We start from the raw sequence: 25,738 nt of genomic DNA on the forward strand, positions 1-25,738 counted from the left end.
GCGCTGCGCAGCCTCGCGGATGCGTGGGTCAGGTGGCGGGGGTTGGGCACGACCTGCCCGGTCGACAACACGGCGAGGTTGCTGATGCCGACGTCGACACCGACGGTGGCCTGCGGATACGTCGGGGTGCGGGTGGTGCGGGTGACCTGCACGGTAAACGACACGTGCCAGCGCCCGCCGGTGTGCCCGACGGTGGCCGACAGGATCCGGGCGGTGCCCGCGTGCAGGCGCCGGGCCAGTTTGCGGGTCGACTCGTGGGTCCGGATCCGGCCCAGCCGGGGCAGGGTCACATGATGGCGGGTGTCCTCGACCCGGATCGTGCCGGTGGTGAACCGCACCGACGGCACCACCCGCCGCCGCGACCGGAACCGCGGGAACCCGACCCTGGGCCCGGCGCGGCGGCCGGTGCGCGACGCCGACCAGTTCGCAAGCGCCCGCGCCAGGCCGTCGAGGCCGGTGTTACAAGCCTCTTTCGAGCATTGCGCCCACCACGGTGCGGCCTGGGGTTTGGCGGCGTTCCAGGCGCGGCGCAGCGCGGGCAGGGTCCAGCCCAGGGCGGGGGTCAACTGCGGGCCGTCCAGGCCGTAGGTCCGTTCGGCGGCGCGCTGGTCGAGGTTGGCGCGCACCGCGGCCAGGGCCCAGTTGAACGCGAACCGGGCCGCGCCGGCGTGCCGGTGCAGGTCACGGTCCTGGGCCGGGGTCGGGTCGAGGGCGAAACGGTACGCCTGCACCACCACACCACCAGCCACATCGGACATACGAGCAGACTAGACGCCGGGTACGACAACACCCACCACCACCCACGAACCACAACCAGCCGAGCACACCGACGCACACTGGAGCACACCAAAGCTCACTCAACCACCAACAGCTGGATACCCCGCCACCGCGGCCTCGGTGTCCGCCATCGGCGAGCTGCTCGCGCAGCAACCGGCCGGGGAGCTGACCGGCGTCTCCTGCCTCGCCGCGGGCACCGACACGATCTTCGCCGAGGCGGTGCTGGCGCGGGGCGGGCGGCTGGAGGTGGTGCTGCCCGCGGCCGACTACCGTGCGCGCAAGGTGCGGCCGGAGCATGCCGCCGCCTTCGACCGGCTGGTCGAGCGGGCCGCCGCGGTGCGGACCATGCCGTACGCGGCGTCCGGCGCCGCGGCGTACGAGGCCGCGAACGAGGCCATGCTCGGCTCCTGCGACCGGCTCGTCGCCGTCTGGGATGGACGGGCCGCCGCCGACCGCGGCGGGACCGGTGCGGTCGTGGCGCGGGCCCGGTCGCGCGGCCTGCCCGTCACCGTCATCTGGCCCGTCGGCGCGCGCCGTGGCCGTGGTGACCAGGAGTCTATAGTGGACTGAAATTGAAGTTGATCACGGAGGTCGCAGAGATGACCACGACGGACCCCGTCGCGCCGTACGCCGGCCCGCCCCGCCCACCGCGGCGCACCGCGGGCCTGCTCGCACACCTCGGGTGGGAGGCGGTGCTGCTGCTCCTGGTCCTCGCCACGGTGGCCGTCATCCTCGTCCAGGACGGCGGCGACGCCCTCGGCACCGGCCTGTGGAGCAACCTGGCCGCCACCGGCCTGCTCGCCACCGGATTCGCGCTCTCCCTGCGCACCGGCACCCCGAACCTCGCCGTCGGCGCGCAGGCCGCCCTGGCCGGGATCGTCTACGCCAAGCTGGCCACGGCCGACTGGCCGGCCGCGCTGGCCGGACTGGCGGCGGTGGTGCTGATGCTCCTGTTCGGACTGTTCCTCGGCCTGCTGACCGGCCTCACCGCGGCGCCCGCGTGGGCGGTGTCGCTCGGCGGCCTCGCGATCGCGCAGACCATCTCGCTCGGCCTGTCCGAGTCGCGCGGTGTGATGCTGCCCGGCGGCCCGTCCGACGAGGTGACGGTGTGGCTGTGGGCCGCGCTGTTCGTCCTCGGCTCGCTGGCCGGCGGCGCCCTGTTCCTACTGCCCGGCGTGCGCCGCGCCCTCGTCCCGGCCGCCACCGGCCCCGGGTTCCGGGCGTCGCGCCTGTTCGGCGCGCTGGCCGGGTTCGGCGGGTCCAGCGCGCTCGCCGCGCTCAGCGGGATCGTCCTGGTCGGCCGGATCGGTGGCGCGTTCCCCACCGGCGACCGGCTCGTGGTCGCCGTCGCGGCCGCCGTGCTCGGCGGGATCAGCGTCTTCACCTTCCGCGGCGGCGTCGCCGGGACGCTGTTCGCGACCGCGTTCCTGGTGCTGGCCGACACCTCGCTGCGGCTGGCCGACGTGCCCGCCTGGCTGGGGTACTCCCTCGTGCCCGGCCTGGCGATCCTGTTCGGCATCCTCATCGGCTGGGTGCTCGACAAGATCGCCGGCTCAGAGCCGGAGCCGCAGCCGCAGCTGAAGTCCTGACCGGTCGCATCGACGCCACCCGGGCCGCCCCGCCCGGGTGGCGGCCGGTCAGCCGACCGGCTGGGCCAGCGGCAGCGACAGCTGCAGCTCTGCGCGTACGGCGGGGGTGAGCACCTCGCCGGCCTGCTTGCAGAGCTTGGCCATCTCGTAACCGGCCACGCCGACGTCGGAGCCGCTGGCCACCAGCGTCGCCATGCTGGAGCCGTCGCGGATCGGCATCACCAGCAGGAACCCCCGGCCCAGCTCCACGACGGTCTGGCGCACCTCGTCCCCGTCGAACATGTGCGCGGCGGTCTTCGTCACGCTGACCAGGCTGGCCGTCAGCGCGGCGAACTGGTCGGCGCTGTCGCGTGGCAGCCGGTCCGACACGGCCACCAGCAGCCCGTCGGAGGAGACGACGACGGAGTGCACCACGCCCGCCACCCGCTCGGTGAACCCGCTGATGAGCCAGTTGAAGTCGCGCGCAGCGGCACTGATAGCCATGAACCTAACTCCTTACCGTACTTACCTTGTCGTCCTCGGCGGCGGTCCCGGGCGCGGCCTCCTCGCCCGCCGGTCCCGCCGCCGATCCCGGGGTGACCCCGGTCGGCATCTCCTCTTCGGCCTCCGCGCGGCGCAGGCCCTCGTACAGCCGGTTCAGCGTGTCGCTCACCGCGTCCGGATCGGCCTCGGTCGCGGGCCGCGCGGCGGAGGGGCCGGGCAGGTTCGCCGCCCGTCGCCGGATCGGCAGGCCCGCCTTGGTCACGGCCGCCGGCTCCGGCGTCACCGGCCCGGCGTCGGCGGCCGGGACGGTGTCGGGCGCCGTCGTGTCGCTCGGGGCCGCGCCGAGCGGAGCGGTGCCGGGCGCTGCCAGGTCACCCGGGGCGGTGCCGGTCGGGTCCGTGCCGGATGCCGTGGTGCCGGGTGCCGTGGTGCCGCTCGAGACGGCGGGCGGAGCCGCGCCGGGCTCCGCTGTGTCGCTCGGTGCCGTGTCGGCGGAGGGGGTGCGGCCGAGCCCGAGAGCGCCGAGGGCCGTGGGGGCGGTGGCGGGCGTGCTCGCCGCAGCCGCGGCAGTGTCGGGCGACCACCAGATGCTCGGCTTGTGCCGGTCGGGGGTGAGCACGTCCTCGGCGCGGGTCGGGATCGAGCGGCGGTGCGTCGGCGGCACCACGCCCGCCTCCCCGCCGCCGTCGCGCGGCAGCTCCAGCGGCTCGGGCGGCGCCGGGACGATGAGCGCCGCCGGGATGTTCACGCTGACGGTGACGCCGCGGGTGCCGGAGTCGAGGTGGATGCTGATCCGGTGCCGGTGGGCCAGGTGCCCGACCACGACCAGGCCCATCCGCTCGGCGGCCGAGATGTCGATGCTGACCGGCATCGAGACCTGGTCGTTGGCCTCGGCCAGCGCCTGCGCCGACATGCCGATGCCGTCGTCGGTGATGACCAGCTCCGCGGAGCCGTCGGCCAGGGCGTGCCCGCGCACGTGGACCAGGGTCTCCGGCGGCGAGAAGGCCAGGCCGTTCTCCAGCAGCTCGGCCAGCAGGTTCACCACGTCGGCGACGGCGTGGCCGACCACGTACACGGTCGCGTCGAGCTGATGGCGGACCCGCTCGTAGTGCTCGACCTCGGCGGCGGCGGCCAGCACGATGGTGTTGAGGTCCTTGGGCTCGTTCCAGCGGCGGCTGGTGTCGCCGCCCGCGAGCACGAGCAGGTTCTCGTCGTTGCGCCGCAGCCGCGCGGCGAGGTGGTCGAGGCGGAACAGGCTGGACAGCTTGTCCGGGTCGACCTCGGACGACTCCATGGTGTCGAGCAGGGTCAGCTGCCGCTCGACCAGGCTCTGGCTGCGTAGCGCGAGCTTGATGAAGATCTCGTTGACGTTGCGGCGCATCACGGCCTGCTCCGCGGCCAGGCGCACGGCGCTGCGGTGCACCGCGGTGAACGCCTCGGCGACCTCGGCGACCTCGTCGCGGGAGTCGACGCGGATCGGCTCGACCCGCAGCGGCGGTGGCGTGGTCGGCGACCGGCGCAGCTGCGCGATCACCCGCGGGAGCCGGATGTCGGCCACGATCAGGGCCTGCTCGCGCAGGGAACGCAGGGTCGCGGCCATGCTCCGGCCGATCGCGATCGACATGAGCAGCGCGGCCAGCAGCAGGCCGGCGGTGGTCAGCGAGCGCAGCGCGGTGGTGCGCCACTGCACGCCGCTCGCGTCGTCGACCTCGCTGACGGCGGTCTGCAGCAGCGCCTGCTCCAGCGTGCGCATCAGCTGCAGCTCCGTGGTGCTGGCCGACCACCACTGCTGGGGCTCGACGCCGTGCTCGGTGACGCCGTCGCCGACGATGGCCCGTTCGAGCCGGTCGGCGTTGCGTACGGCCTGGCCGGCGACGGTGTCGTCGAGTGCGGAGACCTGCTCGGGCGCCGCCTCGGAGCGGAACAGCTGCACCGCCGTCTGGCGCTGCGCGCGCAGGTCGGCGATCTGCCCGAAGGCGCCGGGCTCGACGGGCACGCCGTAGGTCAGCATGTAGAGCTGGCCGCGGACCTGGGAGGCCAGCTCCTTGGCGCGGGCCAGGTCGCTCAGCCCGCGCAGGAACCGGCCGAGCTCGGTGTCGCCCTCGACGTCGACCGGGCGCGGCAGCAGCGCGTGCAGGTCGGCGATGGCGCCGGTGTACATGTCGAAGACGGCCTGGGTGCGCAGCCAGCCCTCGGCGACCCCGAGGCGCACCTGCGCGAGCTGGTCCAGCCGCGACTCGACCCGCTGGTACGTCGCGGCCAGCGCCGGGTCGTCCAGCAGCGGGCGGGCAGCGGTACGCAGCCGCGCGGCGGCCCGGTCGACGGCGGTGCGGTCGGGCGCCAGCGCGCCGACGTCCCGGCGGCCCGCGGCGGGGCCGGGTGCGGCCAGGGCGGCGAGCATCCCGACCGTGTGGTCGCGCTCGCGCTGCAGCTCGTGGACCAGGTCGGTCACCTCGACGCCCATCGCGACCTGGTCGGAGAAGCCGCCCAGCGCCGCCGCCGTGCGCACCGACTCGGTGATCTGGATGCCGGTCACCGCGAGGAAGCCCAGCAGCGGGACCGTGAGCACCGCCGCGAGCTTGGTCGGCACGCGCCAGTGCCGGGTGTGCAGCAGCGAGGGCCGCCGATGGGAGCCGGGGGCCCGCCGGGCGCGAGGATCTGCGGCAGTCACCGGGTCACCCATGTCTTCCGTCCAGGGGCGACGATCCATAATGGAGCGTCATCTGTTCGCCGAGGACATCTAACCGGTAGTACGAATGTTGCAGCAAGTACCCTCGCGGTATCAAGTCGTCGAATCGAATACTTAAGACGCCAGGGCTTGAAAGTCTCAGTCGGGCACGAAAAGATACCCCGGGTCCGTGATCACGGACCGCGAGACTTGCAAGACCATCGATTCGGAGCGCGTACTGATGACCCCGCTGCGCCTGGCGTGGTGCGTGGCCGCGGTGAGCCTGCTGGCCACCGGGTGCACGACCCCCGAACCCCCGCCCGGGCCACTGGTGGTCGGCGTGCTCGCCCCGCTCACCGGCCCGGGGTCGGACACCGGCCCGGAGACCGTACGCGGTGCGCAGCTCGCCGTCGAGGTCGTCAACAACCCGCATCCGGACCTGCCGGTGCCGCTGGGCCCGGAGGCCGGCCTGCCCCGTCGCGGCCGGGCCGTGCTCACACTGGCCACCGCCGACACGGGCGGGCGGTCCGACACCGCGACCGGCGCGCTGGCCGGGGTGGCCGACGCCCATCACCCCGCGGGCCTGGTGTCGGCGGAGTCCGCCGAGGTCACCGTCGCGCTGAGCAGCCAGGCCCAGCGGCTGCGGGTGCCGCTCATCGACGCGGGCAGCACCGCCGACTACCTCACCGAGCTCGGCGCCGACTGGTACTTCCGCACCGGCCCGAGCGACAGCCAGCTCGCCGAGAGTGCCTTCGCGCTGCTGGGCCGCCTGCCCCGCGGGCAGGGCGGCGCCATCGCGCTGGTGACCGAGTCCGGAGAGGACGGAGCCGTGGCCGCCCGGCGGCTGCGCGAGCTGGCCGAGCGCGACGGCGCCGCCGTCAGCGGGCAGTTCGAGCAGCCCACCGGCACCTCCGACCCGGCCGCGCTCGCCGCGAGCCTGGCCGCCGCGCCGCCGCGCGCGGTGTTCGCCTGGGCGCGCACCGTCCCGGCCGCGACCGCCATCGCCGAGGCCGTCGACCGCACCGACGCCACCGTATCGCTGTTCGGCCTGGGCGAGGGGTTCCGCGCGCTGAGCAAGCCCGCCGCCCGGGACCCGGGCCTGCTGCGGGCGGTGCCGTGGTCGGCCGAGTTCGCCGGGCGCAGCCCGGTCGGCCGGCAGGTCGCCGAGCTCTACCGGCAGCGGTTCGGCCGGGCCATGACGGCCGCGGCGGTGGACGCGTTCACCGCCGTCATCACCCTGGCCGTCGCGATCGACGCCGCCGCCGACGGCGACACCGCCGCGATCCGCACCGCGCTGCGGCAGACCGAGCAGCCCGCGGCCGGGCTGATCGTGCCGTGGAACGGCGTCCGGTTCGGCCCCGACGGGCAGAACATGCTGGCCGCCGCCGTCGTCGAGCAGTGGCAGGACCGCGGCTTCCGCCTGGTCTACCCGATCGAGCTGGCCACCGGCCAGGCCCGCTGGACCCGCCGGGACACCGCGTGACCAGCGCGGGCCAGGCACCCGGCCCCACACCGCCGCCCGACGCCGCGCCCGCCGCGGTGCCCGGTTCCAGCCCGATGCCACACGACGCCCCGCGCGCCGCAGTGCCCGGCCGTGGTCCGATGCCGCACGACGCCGCGCGCCCAGCGGCGCCCGCTTCCGGTCCGATGCTGCTGCGCGATGCCGTGCTCGCCGACGGGCGGCGGGTGGACGTGCTGCTGCGCGACGGGCTGATCGACGCGGTGACCCCGGCCGGGACGGCGTCGGTCGCGCCCGGTGACCGGGTCGAGGACCTCGCCGGGTTCCTGCTGCTGCCCGCGCCGGCCGAGGTGCACGCCCACCTGGACAAGGCCCTGACCGCCGAGCAGGTGCCCCACTCCGGCGGCGACCTGCTCGGTGCGGTCACCGCCTGGCTGCGCCACCGGCCCACCCGCGGCCAGGACGAGATCGAGGCAGCGGCGCGCACCGCGCTGCGCGCCCACCTCGCGCACGGCGTGACCGCGCTGCGCACCCACGTCGACCTCGGCGACGACATCGGGCTGCGCGGGCTGCGCGCCCTGCTGGCCGTACGCGACGCCGAGGCAGCGCGCTGCGACGTGCAGCTCGTCGCGTTCGCGGCGACGCCGCTGACCGGCCCGGCCGGCGCCCGCAACCGTGAGCTGCTCGAACAGGCGCTGGCCGCGGGCGCCGACGCCGTGGGCGCCTGCCCTGGCCTCGACCCGGACCCGGCCGCCTGCGTGGACCTGTGCCTGGCCACCGCGTCGGCGTACGGCGTGGGCGTGGACCTGCACGTCGACGAGTGGCTGCACCCCGAGCCGTGCTCGCTCGAACTGCTGGCGGACGCGGTCGTGGCGAGCGGATTCGCCCACCCGGTCGTCGCGGGGCACTGCGTCAGCCTCGGCATGATGGACCCGGCCCGCGCGGCGCGCGTCGCCGACCGGGTCGCGCTGGCCGGCATCGCGGTGGCGTGCCTGCCGCAGACCAACCTCTACCTGCAGGGCCGTGACCATGACCGGGCCGTGCCGCGCGGGCTGACCGCGCTGCGGACGCTGCGTGCCGCCGGGGTGACCGTCGCCGCGGGCGGCGACAACATGCAGGACCCGTTCAACAGCCTGGGTCGCGGCGACCCGCTGGAGACCGCCGCGCTGATGGTGCTGGCCGGCCACGACGACCCCGCGACGGCGTACGACGCGGTCAGCGTGCGGGCCCGGCATGCGATGGGCCTGCCGCCGGTCGCGGTGGTCCCCGGGGCCCCGGCCGAGCTGCTGGCCGTCCGCGCGGCCACGGTGCGCGAGGCGCTGGCGACCACGACCGCCGAACGCCTGGTGGTCCACGCGGGGCGAGTGATCGCCCGCACCGCCGTGCACCGGCACTTCCCCGACGAGAAGGAGATGGGAGGGACCGCGTGACCTCGAACGGACCGGCGGTGACCCTGCACGAGGCCGGCGTGCGATACGGCAACGGCACCCTCGCCCTGGACGGGGTGTCGCTCCAGGTGGCCGCGGGCGAGTTCGTCGCCGTGGTCGGGCCGTCCGGCGGCGGCAAGAGCACGCTGCTGCGCCTGGCCGCGGGCCTGCTCGCACCGAGCGGCGGGACGGTGGAGCGCACCGCCGACCGGCTCGGGTTCGTGTTCCAGGACCCGACACTGCTGCCGTGGCGCAGCGTACGCGGCAACGTCGAGCTGGCCGGGGAGCTGCGCGGGGTGCGCCGCGCCGAGCGCCGGCGGCTGGCCGAGGAGTCGCTGGCCAGGGTCGGGCTGTCCGAGGTGGCCCGGCAGCTGCCGCGCACCCTGTCCGGCGGGATGCGAATGCGGGTGTCGCTGGCCCGCACCCTCACCGGCCGCCCGGAGCTGATGCTGTTCGACGAACCGTTCGGGTCGGTCGACGAGATCACCCGCGAGCGGCTGGGCGAGCAGCTGCAGGAGCTGTTCGTGGCGGACGGGTTCGCCGGGCTGCTGGTCACCCACTCCGTGGCCGAGGCGGTCTTCCTGGCGCAGCGGGTCGTGGTGCTGTCGGACCGGCCGGGCCGGGTGGTGGGCGAGGTCGCGGTGCCGCTGCCGTACCCGCGCGAGCCGCAGGTGCGCTTCTCCCCCGCGTTCACCGAGCTGACCGCGCGGGTGTCGGCCCTGCTGCGGGGCGGCAACCCGCCGCCGGAGCCGGCCGCGACGTGCGCCGAGGCGAAGACCGCCGCCTCCGCCGAGCCGAAGAACCCGCCGTCGGCCGAGCCGAAGACCGCCGAGCCGACGAACGCGCCGTCCGCCGAGGCGAAGACCGCCGAGGTGAAGACCGCCGACGCGAAACCGGGTGCCGCGAAGTCGGTCGCCGCGGGCAAGGAGGTGCCGTAATGGCGCGCAAGGTGTCCCCGCCGGCCTGGCTGCGGACGGTGCTGCCGCCCGCCGTGGTCGCGCTCGCCGTGCTGGCGGCGTGGTATCTGGGCAGTTACGTGCTCATCGACGCGGACCGGCGGTTCCTGCTGCCGCCGCCGCACGAGGTGGTCCGGGTCGGTTTCGGCGACCCGGTCAACCTGGCCGAGCTGCTGGCCGGGCTCCAGCTGACCGCCGAGGTGGCGCTGATCGGGCTGGTGATCGCCGCCGTGGTCGGGCTGGTGCTGGCCGTGCTGATGAGCCAGGCCGACTGGCTGGAGCGCTCGATCTTCCCGTACGCGGTGCTGCTGCAGACCGTGCCGATCCTGGCCCTGGTGCCGCTGTTCGGCTTCTGGTTCGGCTTCGGCTTCCCCAGCCGCGTGCTGACCTGCGTGCTCATCGCGCTGTTCCCGATCACGGCGAACGCGCTGTTCGGGCTGCGCTCGGTCGACCCGGGCCTGCACGACCTGTTCACGCTGCACCACGCCGGCCGGTGGACCCGGCTGGTGAAGCTGCAGCTGCCGTCGGCCCTGCCCGCGATCTTCACGGGCCTGCGCATCTCCGCGGGCGCGGCGGTGATCGGCGCGATCGTCGGGGACTTCTTCTTCCAGCAGGGCCCCGCGGGCCTCGGCCAGCTGATCTACATCTATCCCCGGCGCCTGCAGTCGGAGATGCTGTTCGCCGCCGTGATCCTGGCCTCGGCCTTCGGCCTGCTCGTCTTCTGGTTCTTCGGCGTCGTGGCCCGCGCGGCCACCGCCTGGCACGACTCGCAACAGCAACAACCCGCCGTCCAGGCGGGACGCCGATGACCCTTCCTTTCGCGAATCACCCCATCCGAAGGAGAACGATGAGCACCACATCCCCCGAGGCCCGGCCGCTGCGCCGGGTCACGGCCGCCGCAGTGCTGGCCGCGGTCCTACTGGCCGCGGGCTGCGGATCCGAAGCGGAGCCCCTCGCCGAGCCGGCTCCCGGCGCGGGCGCGCTCGACCTCGCGGCGGTGTGCCCCACGACGATCGTCGTGCAGGCCGCGTGGACGCCCGAGGCCGAGCACGGCTCGCTCTACCACCTGCTCGGTGAGGGCTACAAGATCGACGCCGCGGCGAAGAAGGTGACCGGCCCGCTGCTGTCCGGCGGGCAGAGCACCGGTGTGAACATCGAGATCCGGGCGGGCGGCCCGGCCATCGGCTTCCAGAACGCGGGCGCGCAGATGTACGCCGACCCGACGATCATGCTCGGCCAGGTGGCCACCGACGACGCGATCGGGCTGTCCGCGAAGCAGCCCGTCGTCGGCGTGGTGGCGCCCTTCGACCTCGCGCCCTACATGATCATGTGGGACCCGGCGTCGAACCCGACGTTCAACACCATCGTCGACATCGGCAAGACCGACACCAAGGTGCTGTACTTCAACGGCGCGACGTACATGGAGTACCTGATCGGGTCCGGCATCCTGCGCCGCAGCCAGGTCGACGGCGCGTACGACGGCAGCCCGACCCGGTTCCTCGCCGACAAGGGCAAGATCGCCCAGCAGGGCTTCGCCACCAACGAGCCGTTCACCTACCAGAGCGTGCTGCCGCAGTGGAAGAAGCCGGTGAAGTTCCAGCTCATCCACGACACCGGCTACCCGATCTACCCCGAGGCGATCGTGGTCCGCGCCGACAAGAAGGCCGAGCAGTCGGCCTGCCTGAAGAAGCTCGTGCCGATCATCCAGCGCTCGCAGGTCGACTACGTGAAGAGCCCGGCCGCCACCAACGACGTCATCATCAAGCTCAACGAGGCGTACAAGGGTTTCCCGTACAGCAAGGAGCAGGCGGCGTTCAGCGTCGAGCAGCAGCTCAAGCTGAAGATCGTCGGCAACGGCGCGAACGGCACGCTGGGCGACTTCGACGTGGACCGGGTCAAGCAGGTCATCGACATCGTCGGCCCGATCTACGACGGCCAGCGCAAGGAGGTCAAGGCGGGGCTCACCCCGCAGGACCTGGTCACCAACGAGTTCATCGACCCGTCGATCGGGCTGAGCTGACCCGTGCCCGCACCTGAGCTGGCCGAGATCGCCGCGTACGCGAGCCGCCGGGCACCCGGCCCGGCGGCCCTCGCCGCGTTCACCGGCGACCTGGCCGGCGCCCTGCACCCCGACCGCGTCACCACCCTGGAGGCGGCCCGCCTGGCCGCCTCCAGGGACGGCGCGTACCTGTCGCCGCTGCTCAGCGCGGTGCTGCCGGACCGGACCGCCGACGTCGTGGTGCGCCCCACCGGCACCGGGGAACTGCTCACCGCGGTGCGGCTGGCCCACGAGCACGGCGTGCCCGTGGTGGCGCGGGGCCGCGGCACCGGCAACTACGGCCAGGCCGTGCCGCTGGCCGGCGGGCTGGTCGTCGACCTCACCGGGGCCGACCGCGTCATCGAGGTCGGCGACGGCTGGATACACGCCGAGGCCGGGGCGACGTTCGTGGCGCTGGAGGCGGCCGCGCGCCGCCGCGGCCAGGAGATCGCGATGATGCCCACCACCGTGGGCAGCACCATCGGCGGGTTCCTGGCCGGCGGCGCGGGCGGCATCGGCTCCATCGAGCACGGCTGGCTCTGGGACGGCTTCGTCCTGGCGCTGGACGTGGTCACCTGCCCGCCGGGTGACGCGCCGCTGCGGGTGCACGGCCGCAACTGCCTGCCCTACCTGCACGCGTACGGCGTCACCGGCATCATCGCCACCGCGACGGTGCGGCTGGCGCCCGCCCGGCGGCGGACCGCGGTGCTCGCCTCGTTCCCCGGCGCGGCCTGGGCGCAGGCGACAGGTGCGGCGCAGGCCATGCTGCGCCTGGATCCGCCGCCCCGGCTGGTGTCGCTGGACGACGCCGCGCTGGTCGAGACGTACCCGGCCGACCCGAAGCTGCCGTCCGGCAGGCTCAGCCTGCGCGCGGTGGTGGACATCGACACGGTATCCGAGGTGACGAGGCTGATCACCGCGTCCGGCGGACGGATCGAGTCCGTCGCCGAGGACGCGATCGGGTACGTGTCCACCCTCGCGTTCAACCACGTCACGCTGCGCGCCCGCAAGGCCCGGCCGGACCTGTGCCACCTGCAGGTCGGCGGCGAGCCGCTGGTGTCCGACCCGGACGCGGTGCGCGCCTGCCTGCCCGGCGCGATGCTGCACCTCGACGGCCTGCGCAACCACCTCGACCCCGCGGACCCGGTGCGCGGGCGCGGGTTCGGCGGCCTGCTGCTGTCGGAGTTCCGCGACGCGCGGACCCTCTACGACGGCGTCGACCGGCTGCGCGAGCGCGGCGTGCACGTCATCGACCCGCACACCTGGGAGCTGGGCGGGCCCGCGCTGCCCGGCATCCGGGCGGCCGCCGCCGCCAACGACCCGCTGGGCCTGCTCAACCCGGGAAAACTCCCCGCGGCGTAGCCGAAGCTCCGTTCGGCGGCCGAAGCCCTTTTCCCGGGCCGAACCCGCAGGAACGGAGCTTCGCACACGGAACACGCCCAGCCGGCCGTGATCCGGTTGTCGGTGTCGTGGGGGCGGCCTATGGTGGGGGCCATGACGCCGGCAGCGCTCCAGGTGACCGCCCGGCCGCGGTGCGACCGCGGCCGTGCCGGTTCGCGCTGCCCGCGCACCCGTGCCGCGCAGCTCCGGCCGGACCTGCGTCCGAGCCCGGCTCCGCACTAGCCGTCGACCGGCGGCACGGCGCATCGGGCGGAGCACCCGGCTCCGGCCCGATTTTTCTTTTACCCACCCGACTGTGGAGGAACCATGACCACGCTCGACACCACCGACCACGACGACTGGGTCGTCGGCCTGCACCACCGGCTCACCCGCACCTGCGACGAGCAGACCGCCCAGCTGGCCGAGCTCACCGGCACGGCCCCCGACCCCACCGAAGCCGCCGCCCACAGCGCGCTGCTGGCCGCGACGCGCCAGAGCCTGGCCGACACCGTCGCCGCGCTGCGCCGCATCGAGCAGGGCCGCTACGGCGCGTGCGAGATCTGCGCCGCCCCCATCCCCGTCGCCCGGCTCGACCTGCTGCCACACGCCAGGACCTGCGTGTCCTGCCTGCGCTAGGCCGGAACCACCGGCCGGGTGCGCCCCGGATGGGGCGCACCCGTCACAGACATACCGCCGACGGCTGCCCGCCGTCGAACGCCGTTACCCGCGGCGCGCGGTGAACAGCAGATACTCCCAGTCCATCGCGCCGCCGCCGAGGTCGAACTCGCGGCCCAGCTCGGCCAGCTCCCAGTCCACGTCGAGGTGAACGGCCCGGAGGAGCTGCGCCGCGCGGTGCCCACCTGGTTTCGCGCCACCGTCTTCGCCACCGTGCCCCGCGACCGCGTCCCCTCCTGACCGGAGCCGACCCGGGGCCGGAACTGCGCCCGGCGGCTCAGCGAAGATCGCTGTTTCCGGTCAGAACCTGCGGTCTGACTGCACATCCTGACCAGCAACAGCGATCTTCGCTGCGGCCCGGCGGCGGACCGCGGGACGGCGGGCGGCGGGACGGCGGGGCGGTGAGGCGGTGAGGCGGCTCAGTCCGGCAGCATCGGCATCACCAGGCCGGTGTCCCTGCCCAGCAGCGTGCCGCGCTGCAGCGAGCCGGTGCCGAACCGCTCGCGGACGGCGTCGACCGCGGTGTCCAGCGCGTCGCGGTGCGGCTCGCCGAACGGCAGCTCCGGCTGGATGTGACCAGCCCGGTCCAAATTGCCCACGGAGACGCCGATCAGCGTCAGGCCGCGCTCGGCCACCAGCGGCAGCACCCCGGACAGCAGCGCCCGCGCGCCGTCGAGGATGGACTCCGTCTGCGCCGTCGCCTTGGCCAGCGTCGCCGATCGCGTCGCCCGGGTGTAGTCGGCGAAGCGCAGCCGCAGCACGATGGTGCGCCCCGGGCAGTCGGCCTTGCGCATCCGGCGGGTGACCCGCTCGACCAGGCCGGCCAGGGTCGCGTCGAGGAACTCGGCGCCGTGCGGGCCGCGTCCGAGCGCCCGCTGCGCGCCCATGGACCCGCGGCGGCGGCCGACCACCACCGGACGCGGGTCGCGGTTGTGGGCCAGCGCGTGCAGGTGGCGGCCCGCGCCCGGGCCGAGCAGCGACACCAGCGCCGCCTCGCCGAGCCGGGCGACCTGGCCGACCTTGCGGATGCCGCGCTGGTGCAGCTTCGCGGCGGTGACCTCGCCGACGCCCCACAGCACCTCCACCGGCAGGGCGTGCAGGAACGCGAGCTCCTCGGCGGGCGCGACGGCCAGCAGCCCGTCCGGTTTGGCGACCCGGCTGGCGACCTTGGCCAGGAACTTCGTCCGCGCGACGCCGACCGTGATCGGCAGCCCGACGCGGTCGAGCACGTCGCGGCGCAGCCGGGCCGCGATCTGCACCGGGGAGCCGCCGATGCGGTGCAGGCCGCCGACGTCGAGGAACGCCTCGTCGATGGAGAGCGGCTCGACGACCGGGGTGGTGTCGTCGAACACCGCGAAGACGGCCCGGCTGGCCGCGGTGTACGCCGACATGCGCGGCTCGACCACGATCGCCCGCGGGCACAGAGCGCGCGCGGCGCGCACGCCCATCGCGGTGCGCACGCCGAACGCCTTGGCCTCGTAGCTGGCGGCGAGCACGACGCCCGCGCCGACGATCACGGGCCGCCCGCGCAGGCGCGGATCGTCACGCTGCTCCACCGACGCGTAGAACGAGTCGAGGTCCGCGTGCAGGATCGCCACCTCACTCCGCATGACCAGCAGCTTAGTACACATGTACGAAGTCCGGCCATGGGCCTGACTCAGGCGGCGCGGCGGCGCAGTGCGAGCATGGCGGTGGCCGCGAGGATCTCCTCGGCGACGTCCGCCAGCGGCCGGCGGGCGTCGACGACCGCGTCGGCCCAGCCGCGCAATTCGCGCTGGTCGGCGTCGAGGTTGTCGAGGATCGCGGCCCGGCTGTCGCCCATCCGCCCGAAGGGGTTGCCGCGTTCGGGCGCGTCGAGCCGCTGGGCCGCCACCTCACCGTCGACGGCCAGCAGCACGACGGCGTCGAAGCGGTCCCGCAGGGCGTACGCGTTGTCGGCGCGCCCGCACAGGAACAGCACCGCCGCCTCGCCCGCACCGGCCGCGGCCCCGGCGATCAGCCGGTCGAGCACATCGGCGCGCCACACCCACCGGTGGCGCGCCAGCCAGGCCCGGTCGGGGTCACTCGGCCACGGGACGGACCGGTCGCGCTCGTCGACCCAGTCACACAGGCCCGCGTGGCCGTCGAGGCTCACCGCCTGCTGCCCGTGCGCCGCCAGATGCCGCGACACGGCGCTCTTGCCCGCGGCCGACACCCCGGTCACCAGCACGATCATCATTCCGCACGTCCTCGCTCAGCGCCGCGCCACGGCTCCACGCTCCCCCGCACGCCGCCCTGTCTGTCTACCACCCGCGCCGGCGCGCCCGGCGAGTGTCAGGAGGTGAGCGGGTTGGGCAGCTGCCGGCCGAGGTAGCCGCGCCGTCAACCGGGACCCCTGGCCCTGGTCAGTACGCGACGGGCAGTTCCAGCAGGCCGCGCGTGCGGAACGACGGCGACCACCGCAGCTGCGCCTCGGGCACCGCCAGCGCGAGCCGCGGCAGCCGGCGCAGCAGCGTACGCAGGGCGATCTCGCCTTCGAGCCGGGCCAGCGGAGCGCCGATGCAGTAGTGGATGCCGTGGCCCAGCGCCACGTGGCCGCCGTCGGTGCGCGCGGGGTCGAACACCTCCGGCCGGTCGAAGCGCGCCGGGTCCCGGTTCGCGCCGGCGATCGACAGCAGCACCGTGTCACCGGCCGGGATCCGCACCCCGTCCAGCTCGACGTCCTCGACGGGGAAGCGCCGGAACGCGACCGGCGTGGGCGGCGCGACGCGCAGCACCTCCTCCACGACCGCGGGCAGCGACTCCGGCTCGCAGCGCGCCTCGGCCAGCCGGTCCGGGTGGGTGAGCAGCAGGTGCACGGCGTTGCCGATCAGGTTGACCGTGGTCTCGTGGCCCGCGATCAGGATCAGGAACGCCAGCGAGGTGAGCTCGTCCTCGGTCAGCCGGTCGTCGGCGTCGCGGGCCGCGATCATCGCCGACAGCAGGTCGCCGCCGGGGTCGGTGCGGCGTCGCCGGATCAGGTCCGTGATGAACCGCTGGATGCCGGTGATCGCGCCCGCCGCCGCTTCGCGGCTCGGCGGGTTCAGCAGCGTGGACGTCAGCTCGCGGAACCGCGCACCGGCGTCGGCGGGCACCCCGAGCAGCTCGCCGATGACGATCACCGGCAGCGGTCCGGCGTACGCCGCGATCAGGTCGGCGCGGCCGTCGCCCGCCACCGCGTCAAGCAGCTCGTCGGCGACCCGCTGCACGAACGGGCGCAGCTGCTCGACCCGCCGGGGCGTGAACGCCTGCGACACCAGCGAGCGGATCCGGGTGTGGTCGGGCGGGTCCATGTTCAGCAGGTTCGCGTCGAGCGCGGGCGGCAGCGCGAACCCGGTCCACGCCTTCGCGTGGGCCTTGTCCAGCGACAGCCGCGGGTCGGCCAGCGCGGCCCGCACGGTCGCGTAGCCGCTGACGTGCCACACCTCGCTGCCGTCCGGCAGGGTGAGCCGCTCGACCATCCGATCCCCCGTCCGCTCGTCGCAGCACGGAACGCTACCAGCCGCCGGAACGTACCGTCTGCTGTGGATGGACGGACGGCCACCAGGACCGGCGCATCCGCCGCCACCCAGACGGGCGGCCCTTCGGGACGGGCACATCCTCCGCCACCCGACAACCCAGGAGTTGTCGCGACAACCCAGGAGTTGTCGCGGCGTATGGAGTACCTGTCCCGGCGGCCGGTGGCGAACCGCCCACCACCGCGCGGAACGGGCCGCGCGGCGGTGGACCGCCCTACTCCGGCTCGGGCAGGTCGTGCTCCTTGCGCAGCTTGCGGGCCTTACGCCGCTCACCCTGCTCGTCCAGCGCGCGGGCCAGCCAGAACGCGGCGTCGCGGCGGGCGCCCTGCGCCGCGGGCAGCTCGTCGAGCGCCTGGCGCAGCAGCGGCTCGGCCTGCGCGGCCCGCCCGGACACCACCAGCACCTGCCCGTGGCGCAGCTGCGCGAACAGCGCCTCCTGGAACGCGCCGATCGATCGGTACCACCCCGCGACCGGGGCGATCCGGACCAGCGCCGTGTCGTGGTCGGGAGAGTCGGTGTTGGTCAGCAGCAGCGCCGCCTCGTACCCGGCGGTGGCCCGTTCCCAGGTCAGCCCGTTGTGCTGCTCGGCCGGCACCTCGGTGACGTCCATCAGCTCCACCAGCCGCGCCGCCGCCGCGCGGGCCTCGTCGTGCCGCCCGGCGTGGTAGAGCGCCATCACCTGGCGCCGCCGGGCGTGCACGGTCTCCAGCGGCAGGTCGGCCTGGCCGTACGCCTGCGCGGCGGCGTCGAACCGGTCGGCGGCGTCGGCGTCCCGGTCGACCTGCCACAGCAGCTCACCGGCGCGTTCGAGCAGGTCGGCGCGCTGCGCCAGCCGCTCCACTCCGGTGACCGTCGCCAGCAGCGCGTCGACCTGCCCGAGCGCGACGTGCGGCTCGCCGATCGTGGCGTAGATCCGCGACAGCAGGTCGCGCAGCTCCGCGACGATCCCGTCGTGCTCGGCGTCGCGCTGCGCCAGGAACCAGGCCAGCGCCTCCTCGGCCACCTCGGCCGCCTCCCGGTCGCGGTCCACCGTGTACAGCGCCAGCGCCAGCCGGTGCCGGGTGTAGCACGCCGCCTGCGGCGAGCCCTCGGCCTCCATCAGGCACACGTGCTCGACGATGTCGTCGATGAACTCCCCCGCCCGCGGCGTCGTCACCAGCATGAACCCGGCGTTGGCGCGGGCGCTGCGGCGCAGGTCGGGATCCTCGGCGACCGCGGCCGCCTCCTCGAACGCGGCGATGGCGGCCTGGTTGGACGCCGGGTCGTGCCGGTCGCCGACGGTGCGGGCCAGCGCCATCAGCAGCGAGGCCAGCATGTCCCCGTGCCGGGTGCCGCGCAGCACGTCGATCGCCTCCCGCAGGGCGGCCTCGGCGTCGTCGACCCGGCCCTGCGCGTGGTATGACCCGGCGCGCAGGTGCAGCAGCCGCGCCCGCCGCGACGGCGGCACCGGACCGGGCTCGGCCTCGGCGTGCACGGCCAGGTCCAGGGCCCGCTCGGCGTCCCCGGCCAGCGCGGCGACCCACGCGGCGCGCAGCAGCGTGTTGCGCCGCACCGCCGGGTCGGCGCTGACCGCCAGCGTCTGCTCGGCCAGCTCGTACACGCGCTCCAGGTGCGACTCGTCGCCGGTCAGCCGCAGCAGGCTGATCTCCCACTGGACCCGGGTCGACAGCTCCCGCTCCCGGTCCCCGGCGCGGGCGAACGCCGCGACGGCCTCCTCGTGCGCCTGCGCCACCTGCTCGACGTCTTCGTCGTCGCAGCAGTTGGCCCGCAGCCGGGCCAGCCTGCCCCGCTGCACGTCGGTCAGCTCCGCCCCGGCGGTCGCGGCGAGCAGCCGCCGCGCCAGCGCCTTGCCGCGCGGCCCGTCCTCCTCACCGAACCACTGCTCGGCCAGGTCGAGCTGGGCGTCCAGGGGCAGGTTCGGCGACACCGCGGAGATGTCGGCCTCCTGCGGCCCCGCCGGGGCGGGCACCACCGCAGCCGGGGTGTACGCCGAGGTCAGCGACAGCGGCAGGTACGCCACGAGCGGGGCGGCGTCGATCACCTCGGCGACCCGGCCGCTCTGGAACGTGTTGCCGTTGCGGGCGTCGAACCGGCGCGCGATCGCCTCGGCCCGCTCCCGCAGCACCGGCCCCAGCTCGGCGACGCCGACCGGCCCGCCCGACCGGCGTACCGGCAGGTCGCCCTGGCCCGCCTCGGCCAGGCGGCGCAGCACCAGGGCCGCGGCGGCGGCGAACTCCATCTCGGTCTTCGGCGTCGGCGCGTCGTCCAGCCACGGCAGGTGCCGCTCGATCAGCTCCAGGCCACGCACCTCGTTGCCGGTCAGCCCGCAGAACTCCACGTGCCGGGCCACCCGGCCCAGCTCGGCCTTGTTGTCGCACAGCGCCCGGTAGGCGCGCCGGTGCGCGTCGCGCGCCTCGTCCAGCCGCCCGGTGCGCAGGTACGGCAGCAGCAGCGCGGTCAGGATGCCGTGCGGCTGCTCCGAGCAGGTCAGCCTGCCCGACAGCGCCGGCTCGGCGACCGCGATGGCCTCGTCGTCGCGGCCACGCCAGGCCAGGTGGTACGCCTTCGACGACGGGTCGCAGCCCGCGCAGTCGGAGTGCCGGTCGCGCGGCGCCGCGTCCCACATCCGGTACCAGTGGTCGGCCAGCACCGTGTCCCCCACGTGCGCGGCGACGTCGTGCCGGTACGCGTACACCGCCTGCAGGCTGTGCCCGCCGGCCTGGTAGCGGCGCTGCATGTCGTCCAGCACCGCCATGGTCCGGTCCAGCGGCAGCTCCGGGAACCGCGCCATCGCCGACACGACGTGCTTGAACTGCCACAGCAGCAGCCGCTCGTCGTCGTGGCTGCGCCGGCCCGGGTCGGCGTCGTAGTCGGCCAGGCACCGGGCGAACGTCATCATCGCCTTCATCGGCTCGCCGCTCTGGTGGTACGCGCTGGTCGCGGCGCAGTTCGCCGAGTACAGCAGGTCCGGGTCGCCCAGCGCCTCGGCCTGCGCCAGGGCCTGCTCGGCCAGCACGATACGGGCCGGGCCGTCCGGGGTGTTCCACGAGCGCTGGATCAGCTCGTGCACGTCGTGATGCGTCGTCATGCGTCCTCCCGGGGCACGGCCAGGTCGATCAGGTCGAGGAAAGAGCGGTTGAGCAGCGCCGTGTCCGCCGGGCGCAGCGGGTGGTGGCCGTAGAGCAGCGCCTGCCCGTACAGCGCCTGCACGGTCACCCCGACCAGCTCCGGCGTCGGCAGCGCGCTGATCCGCCGCACCAGCGGGTTGCGGTGGTTGAGCACCAGCTGCGGCCGGGTCTGCGCCTCGGCCTTCTCGAACGCCGACAGCACCCCCGCCCACAGCTCGTCGACGACCTGTGTCGTCTCGCGCAGCCGCCGCTGGAACGTGGCGTTGCGGTCGGTCAGGTACAGCGCGGGCATGCTCGGCGGGTCGAACGCCCGCACCACCACCTCGCAGCCCAGCGGGTCCAGGGTGCGCTGCGCCGCCGCCAGGAACGGCCGCAGGCCCAGCTCCGTGGCCGGCTCCAGGGTGTCGAACCGGGTCGCCAGGTCGCTCGGGTCCAGCCGGTCCACCATGATCGACGGGTCGAGCATCGGCAGCCGCTCGATCAGCTCCGCGTCGTAGGTGTACGCCCCGTTCACCACCGCCAGCCCCTGCGCCGCGGCCACCGCCGCGAGCTGCCGGAACTCGTCGATGTTGGCGCTGTAGCGGACCGTGCCGTGCCGGCGGCGGAACTCCTCCAGCGGCATCCGGCCCATGTTCGTCTCCATCGGCCACCACTGGTCCACCAGGCGCAGCATCTCCTCGTCGTGCAGCGCGAGCGCCTTCACCCCCAGGTGGTGCACGGCCAGGAACCGGTTCATCCGGTCCGGCTCGTGCCGGGCCAGGTTCACCAGCCAGCCCCGCAGCTGCGCGCCGAGCTGCTCGCGGACCGACTCCAGCAGGCCGTCCTCGTACAGCGCCTCGCGGCTGGCCGTGGGGCGCAGCTCGCCCGCGTCCAGCACGCAGCGGGCGAAGAACGCCCACTCCGGCAGCACGTCCTCGGTGCCCTCGGCCAGCAGCATCCGCTTGAGATACACCCGATGCCCGGACTTGGCCGCCGGGTTCGCGGGTGTCGGCAGCACCAGCGCCACCCCGGTCAGCCCCGCCTCCGGCACGTTCAGCTCGATCACGTCGAACGGGGTGAACCCGAACGTCTCCTGCGCCAGCTCCACCAGCGCGGCCCGGCCGCCCGACTGCCACGGCAGCCCGTCGGCGGTGATCAGGTCGCCGTCCACGCGCACCGGGTAGGGCAGCAGCTCGCCGAAGAGCTTCGCGAGGTCGCGTACCCGATCGGTGTCCAGCCACGCGGCCGCGTCGCGGCGCGGGACCAGGGTGACCGTGGTGCCGACCTCCTGGCGGTCCGGGCCGGGCTTGGTCTCGTAGCGGCCGTCAGACAAGCCCGTCCAGTACACCGTCGGGTGGCCCTCGTGGCGGGTCTGCACCCGGATCTCGTCGGCGACCAGGAAGCACGACAGCAGGCCGATGCCGAACTGGCCCAGGAACTCGTGCCGGGAGAAGCCCAGCTCGTCACGCTTGCCGCTGCGGCCGATCGTGGCCAGCAGCTCGTGCACCTGCTGCTCGGTCAGGCCAAGGCCGGTGTCGTGCACCCGCAGCGTGCCGTCGCCGGTCGTCTTCGGCGTCTCGATCCACACCGACGCCGGGGCGGTGGGCGCGACGGCCCGGCGGGCGGTGATCGCGTCGACGGCGTTCTGCATCAGCTCGCGCACGTACACCCGCGGGCTGCTGTAGAGGTGATGGCTCAGCAGGTCGACGATGCCGCGCAGATCCACCTGGAAGGACTGGTTCACGCCGCGAAGGCTACCGGGCTGCTGTGACGTGCGGGGAGCGGGTTTTCGGCGGAGCACTCAAGATCGAACGGCCCGTTCGAGGGCGGTCAGCACCCGCCGCCAGGCGGAAACGCGCCGTTTCCGGCCGGCGTGGACCATCGGAAGACGGACCGTCGCCTCGGCCAGGGCCAGCCTGGCGACGTAGTGCTCGCGCATCTTCACGCAGGTCACGGCGACCGGGCACGGCCATTGGCGCGCACACCGGCACAGGGCACCGGTCCGGCCGTGCCGGGCGAGGATGCCGTCGGCGGCGGCGATCTGCCGGCGGGCGTACTCGGCGAACTGCTCGGCGGACAATGCGCGCATCATTCCTCCGTGGGAGACGTGAGGCCCCACGGCGCCGCACGCGGTGCGGTGCGCACGTGCCGTGGGACCGGCAGCGCGAGCCGGGAGAACAACCGCTGCCCGATGACCAGCCTTCCGTCACCGGTGTCGGTTGTGAACCGGTCCAGCGTTGCGGCAACATCGGCAACAGCGGATGGGAGGGCGACGCGTGAGCCAGGACGCCGATGCGATGCGCCAGCTGTTCGGGCTGGTCCTACGACACCTGCGCAAGGATGCGGCATGGTCCCTGCGCGAACTGGCCAGACGCTGCCTCTACGACTACAGCCGGATCTCCCGCGTCGAACGCGGCGAGCACCTCATCGACGCCGACCTCGTTCCCGCACTGGACGAGGCCCTTCGGGCGGACGGGCTGCTGATCACGCTTCGGGCGCTGATACCGCGGCCCGGCGCGTTGGCCACGACCCCGCACGCCCGGCTCAGAGCAGGGCTCCGCATGGACGGTGGCGATACCGTGGCATTGGAGTTCACCACGCCGAACGGGAGAGTGGTGCGCATGGACCTGCCTAGACGCGAGTTCAACAACCTCCTGGCCGGTGGCGCGCTACGCGCGCTGTTACCGGCCGGAGTCGCCGACCTCGACCAGGCTGAACGAGTCGGCTCGGCCATCGGCGAACCTCGGCGCACCGATTCGCAGGTGCTCGACTACTTCCGCACCCTGCTCGATCAGCACTTCGTCGCGGACAAGGTGCTCGGGCCGCGCGATCTGCTCGGGGTGGTGCTCGCCCAGATCGGCGTCCTCGACCGACTGCGGCGCGGCAGCCGCCCCGGTTGCGCCGACGCCACCACGCGGCTGCTGGCCCAGTACGCCGAGTTCGCGGGCTGGCTGCATCAGGACCTGGGCGACACGGACGCGGCGAAACACTGGACGGACCGGGCCACGCGATGCGCGCAGGCGATCGGCGACTACGAACTCGTGTCCTACCTTCTCGTCCGACGGAGCAACATCGCGCTGCTCGGTGACGACGCCAGGGACGTCATCGAACTGGCCGCCGCCGCTCGGCGCGTACCGGGACCGGTCAGCCCCACGCTGCTGGCCCTCGCGGCGCAGCAGGAGGCCCGCGGTTGGGCGATGCACGCCGACGCCGACCAGTTCCGCCGCCTGCTCGACACGGCCGCGAACCTGCTGCGCAGCCGCGTCGACGGAGTCGACGAGCGAACCCCTGTCTACCTGCACAGCTACAACCTGGACGTGCTGGAGGAGCAGTCCGCGAGCGGGTTCCGTGCCTGCGGCCAGGCGGAGACGGCGATCGCCATCCTCGAACGACGCATCGTCGCGACACCCGACCACCATCACCGCGACCGTGCACACCAGCTCGCCAAGCTCGCCAACTCCGTCCTGCAGACGGCCCAGCCGGACCCGGAACGCGCCGCCGAGCTGGGGCTGAGCTGCATCGGCCCGGCCCGTGACACAGGATCGGCTCGCATCGCCAGTGAACTGCGCGCACTCGATCGGAACCTGACAAAGCGCTGGCGCGGACTGCGCGGCACCATGGCCCTGCGTGAGGCGCTGGCGGCGGTGTGATCGTCAGACCTACGACCTGTGCCTGGAGTGCACGCCAACGGGAGCAGGAGCACGTCGCCGCTGTCGGGTGGGGTCGATGTCTACGGATCGGTGCCCGTCGCCGCCGAGTGACGGGAGCTACGGGCCGGGCAGGATGCCTCGCAGGTACGCGGCCTGGGCGGCGTGGGCGATGTCGTCGTGGGCGACGCTGATCAGGCGTACGCCGAGGGTCACCGGCGGGTCCCAGCGCTTGTCGACGATGCGGTCCAGGTCGTCCTCGGTCAGCCCGCCGATCAGGTCCAGGGTGCGGGCGGCGACCGCGTCGTAGTAGTCGACCAGCACCTCCGGCCCGTCCGGACGCACCGCGGCGACCTGCTTGGCGGTATGCCCGTACCCGGTGTCGTGCGCGTTCGGCTTGAGCCCGAAGCGTTGCGCCCAGCCGCCGGCGGCCCACAGCTGCTCCTCGCCGAGCAGCTCGGCGAGGTGGTGGTCCTGGACCCGGGCGAGGTGCCAGACGAGCCAGCCGATGCTGTTCGCGCCCGGCGCGGGCGCCCAGTGCAGCTGCTCGGCGGTCAGCCCGTCGACGGCCTCTTCGATCATCTCGGGAAGCCGCCCGTACAGGTCTTCGAGCAGTCCGTTCACGTCCACGGGTGCCTCCCCCTGTTCACCGAGCGCGCCGAACCCGGCCGCCGGATTCACGCGACGGCTCTCCGTCCCGACCATACCGTCGGCCGGTGCCGGAGGTGCCGGAAGCGGCCAGCCGTGCTGGGGCGGTCAGGTGTCGAGGTCGATGCGGATGGTGAGCGGCCGGGTGCCCATCAACCGGCCGATGGCCGCGTCCCACTGGTATGGCAGTGACCGCGAGCGCGCTCCGGTGTCGTCGCCGGGCAGGGGTGTCGCGCGCCCGGCGCGCCAGCGCCCGGCGACCTTCACCCTGACCGCGGGCTCGGCCAGCAGGTTGCGTACGTAGTCCGCCTGGTCGCCGTGCGCGGCGATGAGCCAGAACGTGTCGCCGTCGAGCCCGTTGCCGACCGGGGTGTGCCGGGGCAGTCCGCTACGGCGGCCGGTCGTCTCCAGCAGGGCGAACGCCTTCGGTGCCAGGCCGCGCCGCAGCGCCCAGCGGGTGAGCCGGTTGTTGACCCGCTCCAGCCCGGTGATGATCCGGTATTTGCGCGTACGCACCATGCCGCAGTTTCCCATGCCACAGAACGGTTTCGGCCCTCGCGCTTGGTACACCCGCGCTGGATCGCCTTCCGGATGGTTGTCGGAATGCTGGAACCTGAGGAAAGCAATGAGGTGATTCGAGCCATGAAGCTCGTCATGCTGGACAAGATTACTGAGGACGCCTTGTCCGATATGGATGATCTTGCAGGCCTCAAATTCAAAGGTCGCATGGACTACTTCCGTACCTGCATCGGCTAAGTCCCGCCTAAAGCGCTCCCCCTTCCCTTACCGGCTCCGGCGCACCATGTGCTTCCCAGATGGAGCTGGCCTTCTTTTCTTGGCATCCTGCCAGGCCCGGCGACGGGTCTTTTCGCGCTCAAAATTGACTATCGTTTGTTTTTAAACGCCTCAGTTAATAGAATCATGGTGATTTCCCCCTAGATGGAGACTGCCATGAGCGATACCGCCAACACCAATACACAGAAGATCCTGCCTGAAGTCGGCGCCCGTGATATCCCCCACGACGATCTGGGCTGGCAGGAAGTCCGTGACCTCGGGCTGGACGCCGTCCCGGGCGATCTGCAGGATGCCGAAGATCTGGACGGGGAGTAAGGCTGATGGCCCTGATCAAACGCCTTCGTCCCAGCGATTCGGCGACACAGGCGCCGCCGGCCCATGCTCCTGTAGCCTCTAACAATGCCAGCCGGCAGGACACGAAGCTTTCTTTGTTGCAACTGGAGGCCATCAGGGTCTTCCGCACCCTGAAAGGCCGAAGCTGGAAAGCCGAGCTGAACAACTGCTGGAGTCGCTCCAGCTACCCAGGCCTTGGGACTCAGCATGCGGCCGTTCT

At 73.7% G+C, this 25,738-nt stretch carries 24 protein-coding genes; 13 read left to right on the plus strand and 11 right to left on the minus strand.

The genetic code is table 11. The features are described from left to right. Positions 1–758, minus strand: a 758-nt coding sequence (locus AB0J67_RS26605) for an RNA-guided endonuclease TnpB family protein (RefSeq protein WP_363486183.1), incomplete at its 3' end; no start/stop codon positions are given. A 139-nt stretch (positions 759–897) separates the two neighbouring features. Between AB0J67_RS26605 and AB0J67_RS26610 the strand changes: the two genes are divergently transcribed. Beyond that, entirely contained in the window at positions 898–1,347 is a 450-nt protein-coding gene (locus AB0J67_RS26610) for a hypothetical protein (RefSeq protein WP_363486184.1), read from the plus strand. Positions 1,348–1,376: 29 nt separating this feature from the next. After that, complete coding sequence (locus AB0J67_RS26615) at positions 1,377–2,366, plus strand: hypothetical protein (RefSeq protein WP_363486185.1); 990 nt, start codon at positions 1,377–1,379, stop codon at positions 2,364–2,366. A 48-nt stretch (positions 2,367–2,414) separates the two neighbouring features. Here AB0J67_RS26615 and AB0J67_RS26620 read toward each other — a convergent pair whose 3' ends face one another. Both AB0J67_RS26620 and AB0J67_RS26625 read right to left on the minus strand, forming a co-directional pair. Then, complete coding sequence (locus AB0J67_RS26620) at positions 2,415–2,843, minus strand: roadblock/LC7 domain-containing protein (RefSeq protein ID WP_363486206.1); 429 nt, start codon at positions 2,841–2,843, stop codon at positions 2,415–2,417. Positions 2,844–2,853: 10 nt separating this feature from the next. Further along, positions 2,854–5,520, minus strand: coding sequence for a nitrate- and nitrite sensing domain-containing protein (locus AB0J67_RS26625; RefSeq protein WP_363486186.1), 2,667 nt, complete (start codon positions 5,518–5,520; stop codon positions 2,854–2,856). Positions 5,521–5,707: 187 nt separating this feature from the next. On the opposite strand from AB0J67_RS26625, the gene AB0J67_RS26630 reads away from it, so the two are divergent. The 7 genes from AB0J67_RS26630 to AB0J67_RS26660 all read left to right on the plus strand — a co-directional run bounded on the left by AB0J67_RS26630 (position 5,708) and on the right by AB0J67_RS26660 (position 13,413). After that, positions 5,708–7,000 carry an ABC transporter substrate-binding protein gene (locus AB0J67_RS26630; RefSeq protein ID WP_363486187.1) on the plus strand — a complete coding sequence of 431 codons (1,293 nt, stop codon included), beginning with the start codon at positions 5,708–5,710 and terminating at the stop codon, positions 6,998–7,000. Next, on the plus strand, positions 6,997–8,406 hold the full coding sequence (locus AB0J67_RS26635) for an amidohydrolase family protein (protein WP_363486188.1): 1,410 nt from the start codon (positions 6,997–6,999) through the stop codon (positions 8,404–8,406). Before AB0J67_RS26630 ends, AB0J67_RS26635 begins: the two co-directional genes overlap by 4 nt. Next, complete coding sequence (locus AB0J67_RS26640; protein WP_363486189.1) at positions 8,403–9,341, plus strand: ATP-binding cassette domain-containing protein; 939 nt, start codon at positions 8,403–8,405, stop codon at positions 9,339–9,341. Before AB0J67_RS26635 ends, AB0J67_RS26640 begins: the two co-directional genes overlap by 4 nt. Next, positions 9,341–10,168 carry an ABC transporter permease gene (locus tag AB0J67_RS26645; RefSeq protein WP_363486190.1) on the plus strand — a complete coding sequence of 276 codons (828 nt, stop codon included), beginning with the start codon at positions 9,341–9,343 and terminating at the stop codon, positions 10,166–10,168. Before AB0J67_RS26640 ends, AB0J67_RS26645 begins: the two co-directional genes overlap by 1 nt. Before the next feature lie 38 nt (positions 10,169–10,206). After that, complete coding sequence (locus AB0J67_RS26650; protein WP_363486191.1) at positions 10,207–11,379, plus strand: hypothetical protein; 1,173 nt, start codon at positions 10,207–10,209, stop codon at positions 11,377–11,379. A gap of 3 nt (positions 11,380–11,382) precedes the next feature. Beyond that, positions 11,383–12,759, plus strand: coding sequence for an FAD-binding oxidoreductase (locus AB0J67_RS26655; RefSeq protein WP_363486192.1), 1,377 nt, complete (start codon positions 11,383–11,385; stop codon positions 12,757–12,759). Between the two features lie 345 nt (positions 12,760–13,104). Then, the gene (locus tag AB0J67_RS26660; RefSeq protein WP_363486193.1) at positions 13,105–13,413 is read left to right on the plus strand and encodes a TraR/DksA C4-type zinc finger protein; all 309 of its coding nucleotides are present in this window, start codon (positions 13,105–13,107) and stop codon (positions 13,411–13,413) included. A gap of 458 nt (positions 13,414–13,871) precedes the next feature. Here AB0J67_RS26660 and dinB read toward each other — a convergent pair whose 3' ends face one another. The 6 genes from dinB to AB0J67_RS26690 form a co-directional block, all read right to left on the minus strand. Continuing rightward, positions 13,872–15,062, minus strand: coding sequence for a DNA polymerase IV (dinB, locus tag AB0J67_RS26665; protein ID WP_363486194.1), 1,191 nt, complete (start codon positions 15,060–15,062; stop codon positions 13,872–13,874). Between the two features lie 47 nt (positions 15,063–15,109). Beyond that, positions 15,110–15,670 carry a hypothetical protein gene (locus AB0J67_RS26670; protein ID WP_363486195.1) on the minus strand — a complete coding sequence of 187 codons (561 nt, stop codon included), beginning with the start codon at positions 15,668–15,670 and terminating at the stop codon, positions 15,110–15,112. A gap of 166 nt (positions 15,671–15,836) precedes the next feature. Further along, positions 15,837–16,931, minus strand: coding sequence for a cytochrome P450 (locus AB0J67_RS26675; RefSeq protein ID WP_363486196.1), 1,095 nt, complete (start codon positions 16,929–16,931; stop codon positions 15,837–15,839). A 271-nt stretch (positions 16,932–17,202) separates the two neighbouring features. Continuing rightward, the gene (locus tag AB0J67_RS26680; RefSeq protein WP_363486197.1) at positions 17,203–20,076 is read right to left on the minus strand and encodes a hypothetical protein; all 2,874 of its coding nucleotides are present in this window, start codon (positions 20,074–20,076) and stop codon (positions 17,203–17,205) included. After that, positions 20,073–21,839: an HSP90 family protein gene (locus AB0J67_RS26685; protein ID WP_363486198.1), complete on the minus strand. Its 1,767-nt coding sequence runs from the start codon at positions 21,837–21,839 to the stop codon at positions 20,073–20,075. The genes AB0J67_RS26680 and AB0J67_RS26685 overlap by 4 nt, the downstream gene beginning before the upstream one ends. A gap of 57 nt (positions 21,840–21,896) precedes the next feature. Beyond that, positions 21,897–22,184, minus strand: a complete 288-nt coding sequence (locus tag AB0J67_RS26690) for a hypothetical protein (RefSeq protein ID WP_363486199.1) — start codon at positions 22,182–22,184, stop codon at positions 21,897–21,899. A 187-nt stretch (positions 22,185–22,371) separates the two neighbouring features. Here AB0J67_RS26690 and AB0J67_RS26695 point away from each other — a divergent pair, with 187 nt between their 5' ends. Next, positions 22,372–23,745 carry a helix-turn-helix transcriptional regulator gene (locus AB0J67_RS26695; RefSeq protein WP_363486200.1) on the plus strand — a complete coding sequence of 458 codons (1,374 nt, stop codon included), beginning with the start codon at positions 22,372–22,374 and terminating at the stop codon, positions 23,743–23,745. Positions 23,746–23,862: 117 nt separating this feature from the next. Here AB0J67_RS26695 and AB0J67_RS26700 read toward each other — a convergent pair whose 3' ends face one another. Together AB0J67_RS26700 and AB0J67_RS26705 are read right to left on the minus strand one after the other, a co-directional pair. Then, a complete protein-coding gene (locus AB0J67_RS26700; RefSeq protein ID WP_363486201.1) occupies positions 23,863–24,372 on the minus strand; it encodes a DinB family protein in 510 nt (169 codons plus the stop codon). A gap of 126 nt (positions 24,373–24,498) precedes the next feature. After that, a complete protein-coding gene (locus AB0J67_RS26705; RefSeq protein WP_363486202.1) occupies positions 24,499–24,906 on the minus strand; it encodes a nitroreductase/quinone reductase family protein in 408 nt (135 codons plus the stop codon). An 87-nt stretch (positions 24,907–24,993) separates the two neighbouring features. Between AB0J67_RS26705 and AB0J67_RS26710 the strand changes: the two genes are divergently transcribed. The 3 genes from AB0J67_RS26710 to AB0J67_RS26720 form a co-directional block, all read left to right on the plus strand. Continuing rightward, positions 24,994–25,146 (plus strand): hypothetical protein, encoded by a 153-nt coding sequence (locus tag AB0J67_RS26710; RefSeq protein WP_363486203.1) that lies wholly within the window; start codon positions 24,994–24,996, stop codon positions 25,144–25,146. 195 nt (positions 25,147–25,341) lie between these two features. Then, complete coding sequence (locus tag AB0J67_RS26715) at positions 25,342–25,500, plus strand: hypothetical protein (RefSeq protein ID WP_009681549.1); 159 nt, start codon at positions 25,342–25,344, stop codon at positions 25,498–25,500. A 5-nt stretch (positions 25,501–25,505) separates the two neighbouring features. Next, on the plus strand, positions 25,506–25,738 hold a 233-nt coding region (locus AB0J67_RS26720), incomplete at its 3' end, for a hypothetical protein (RefSeq protein WP_363486204.1).

The organism is Catellatospora sp. NPDC049609 (assembly GCF_040675365.1).
Lineage (GTDB): Bacteria > Actinomycetota > Actinomycetes > Mycobacteriales > Micromonosporaceae > Catellatospora.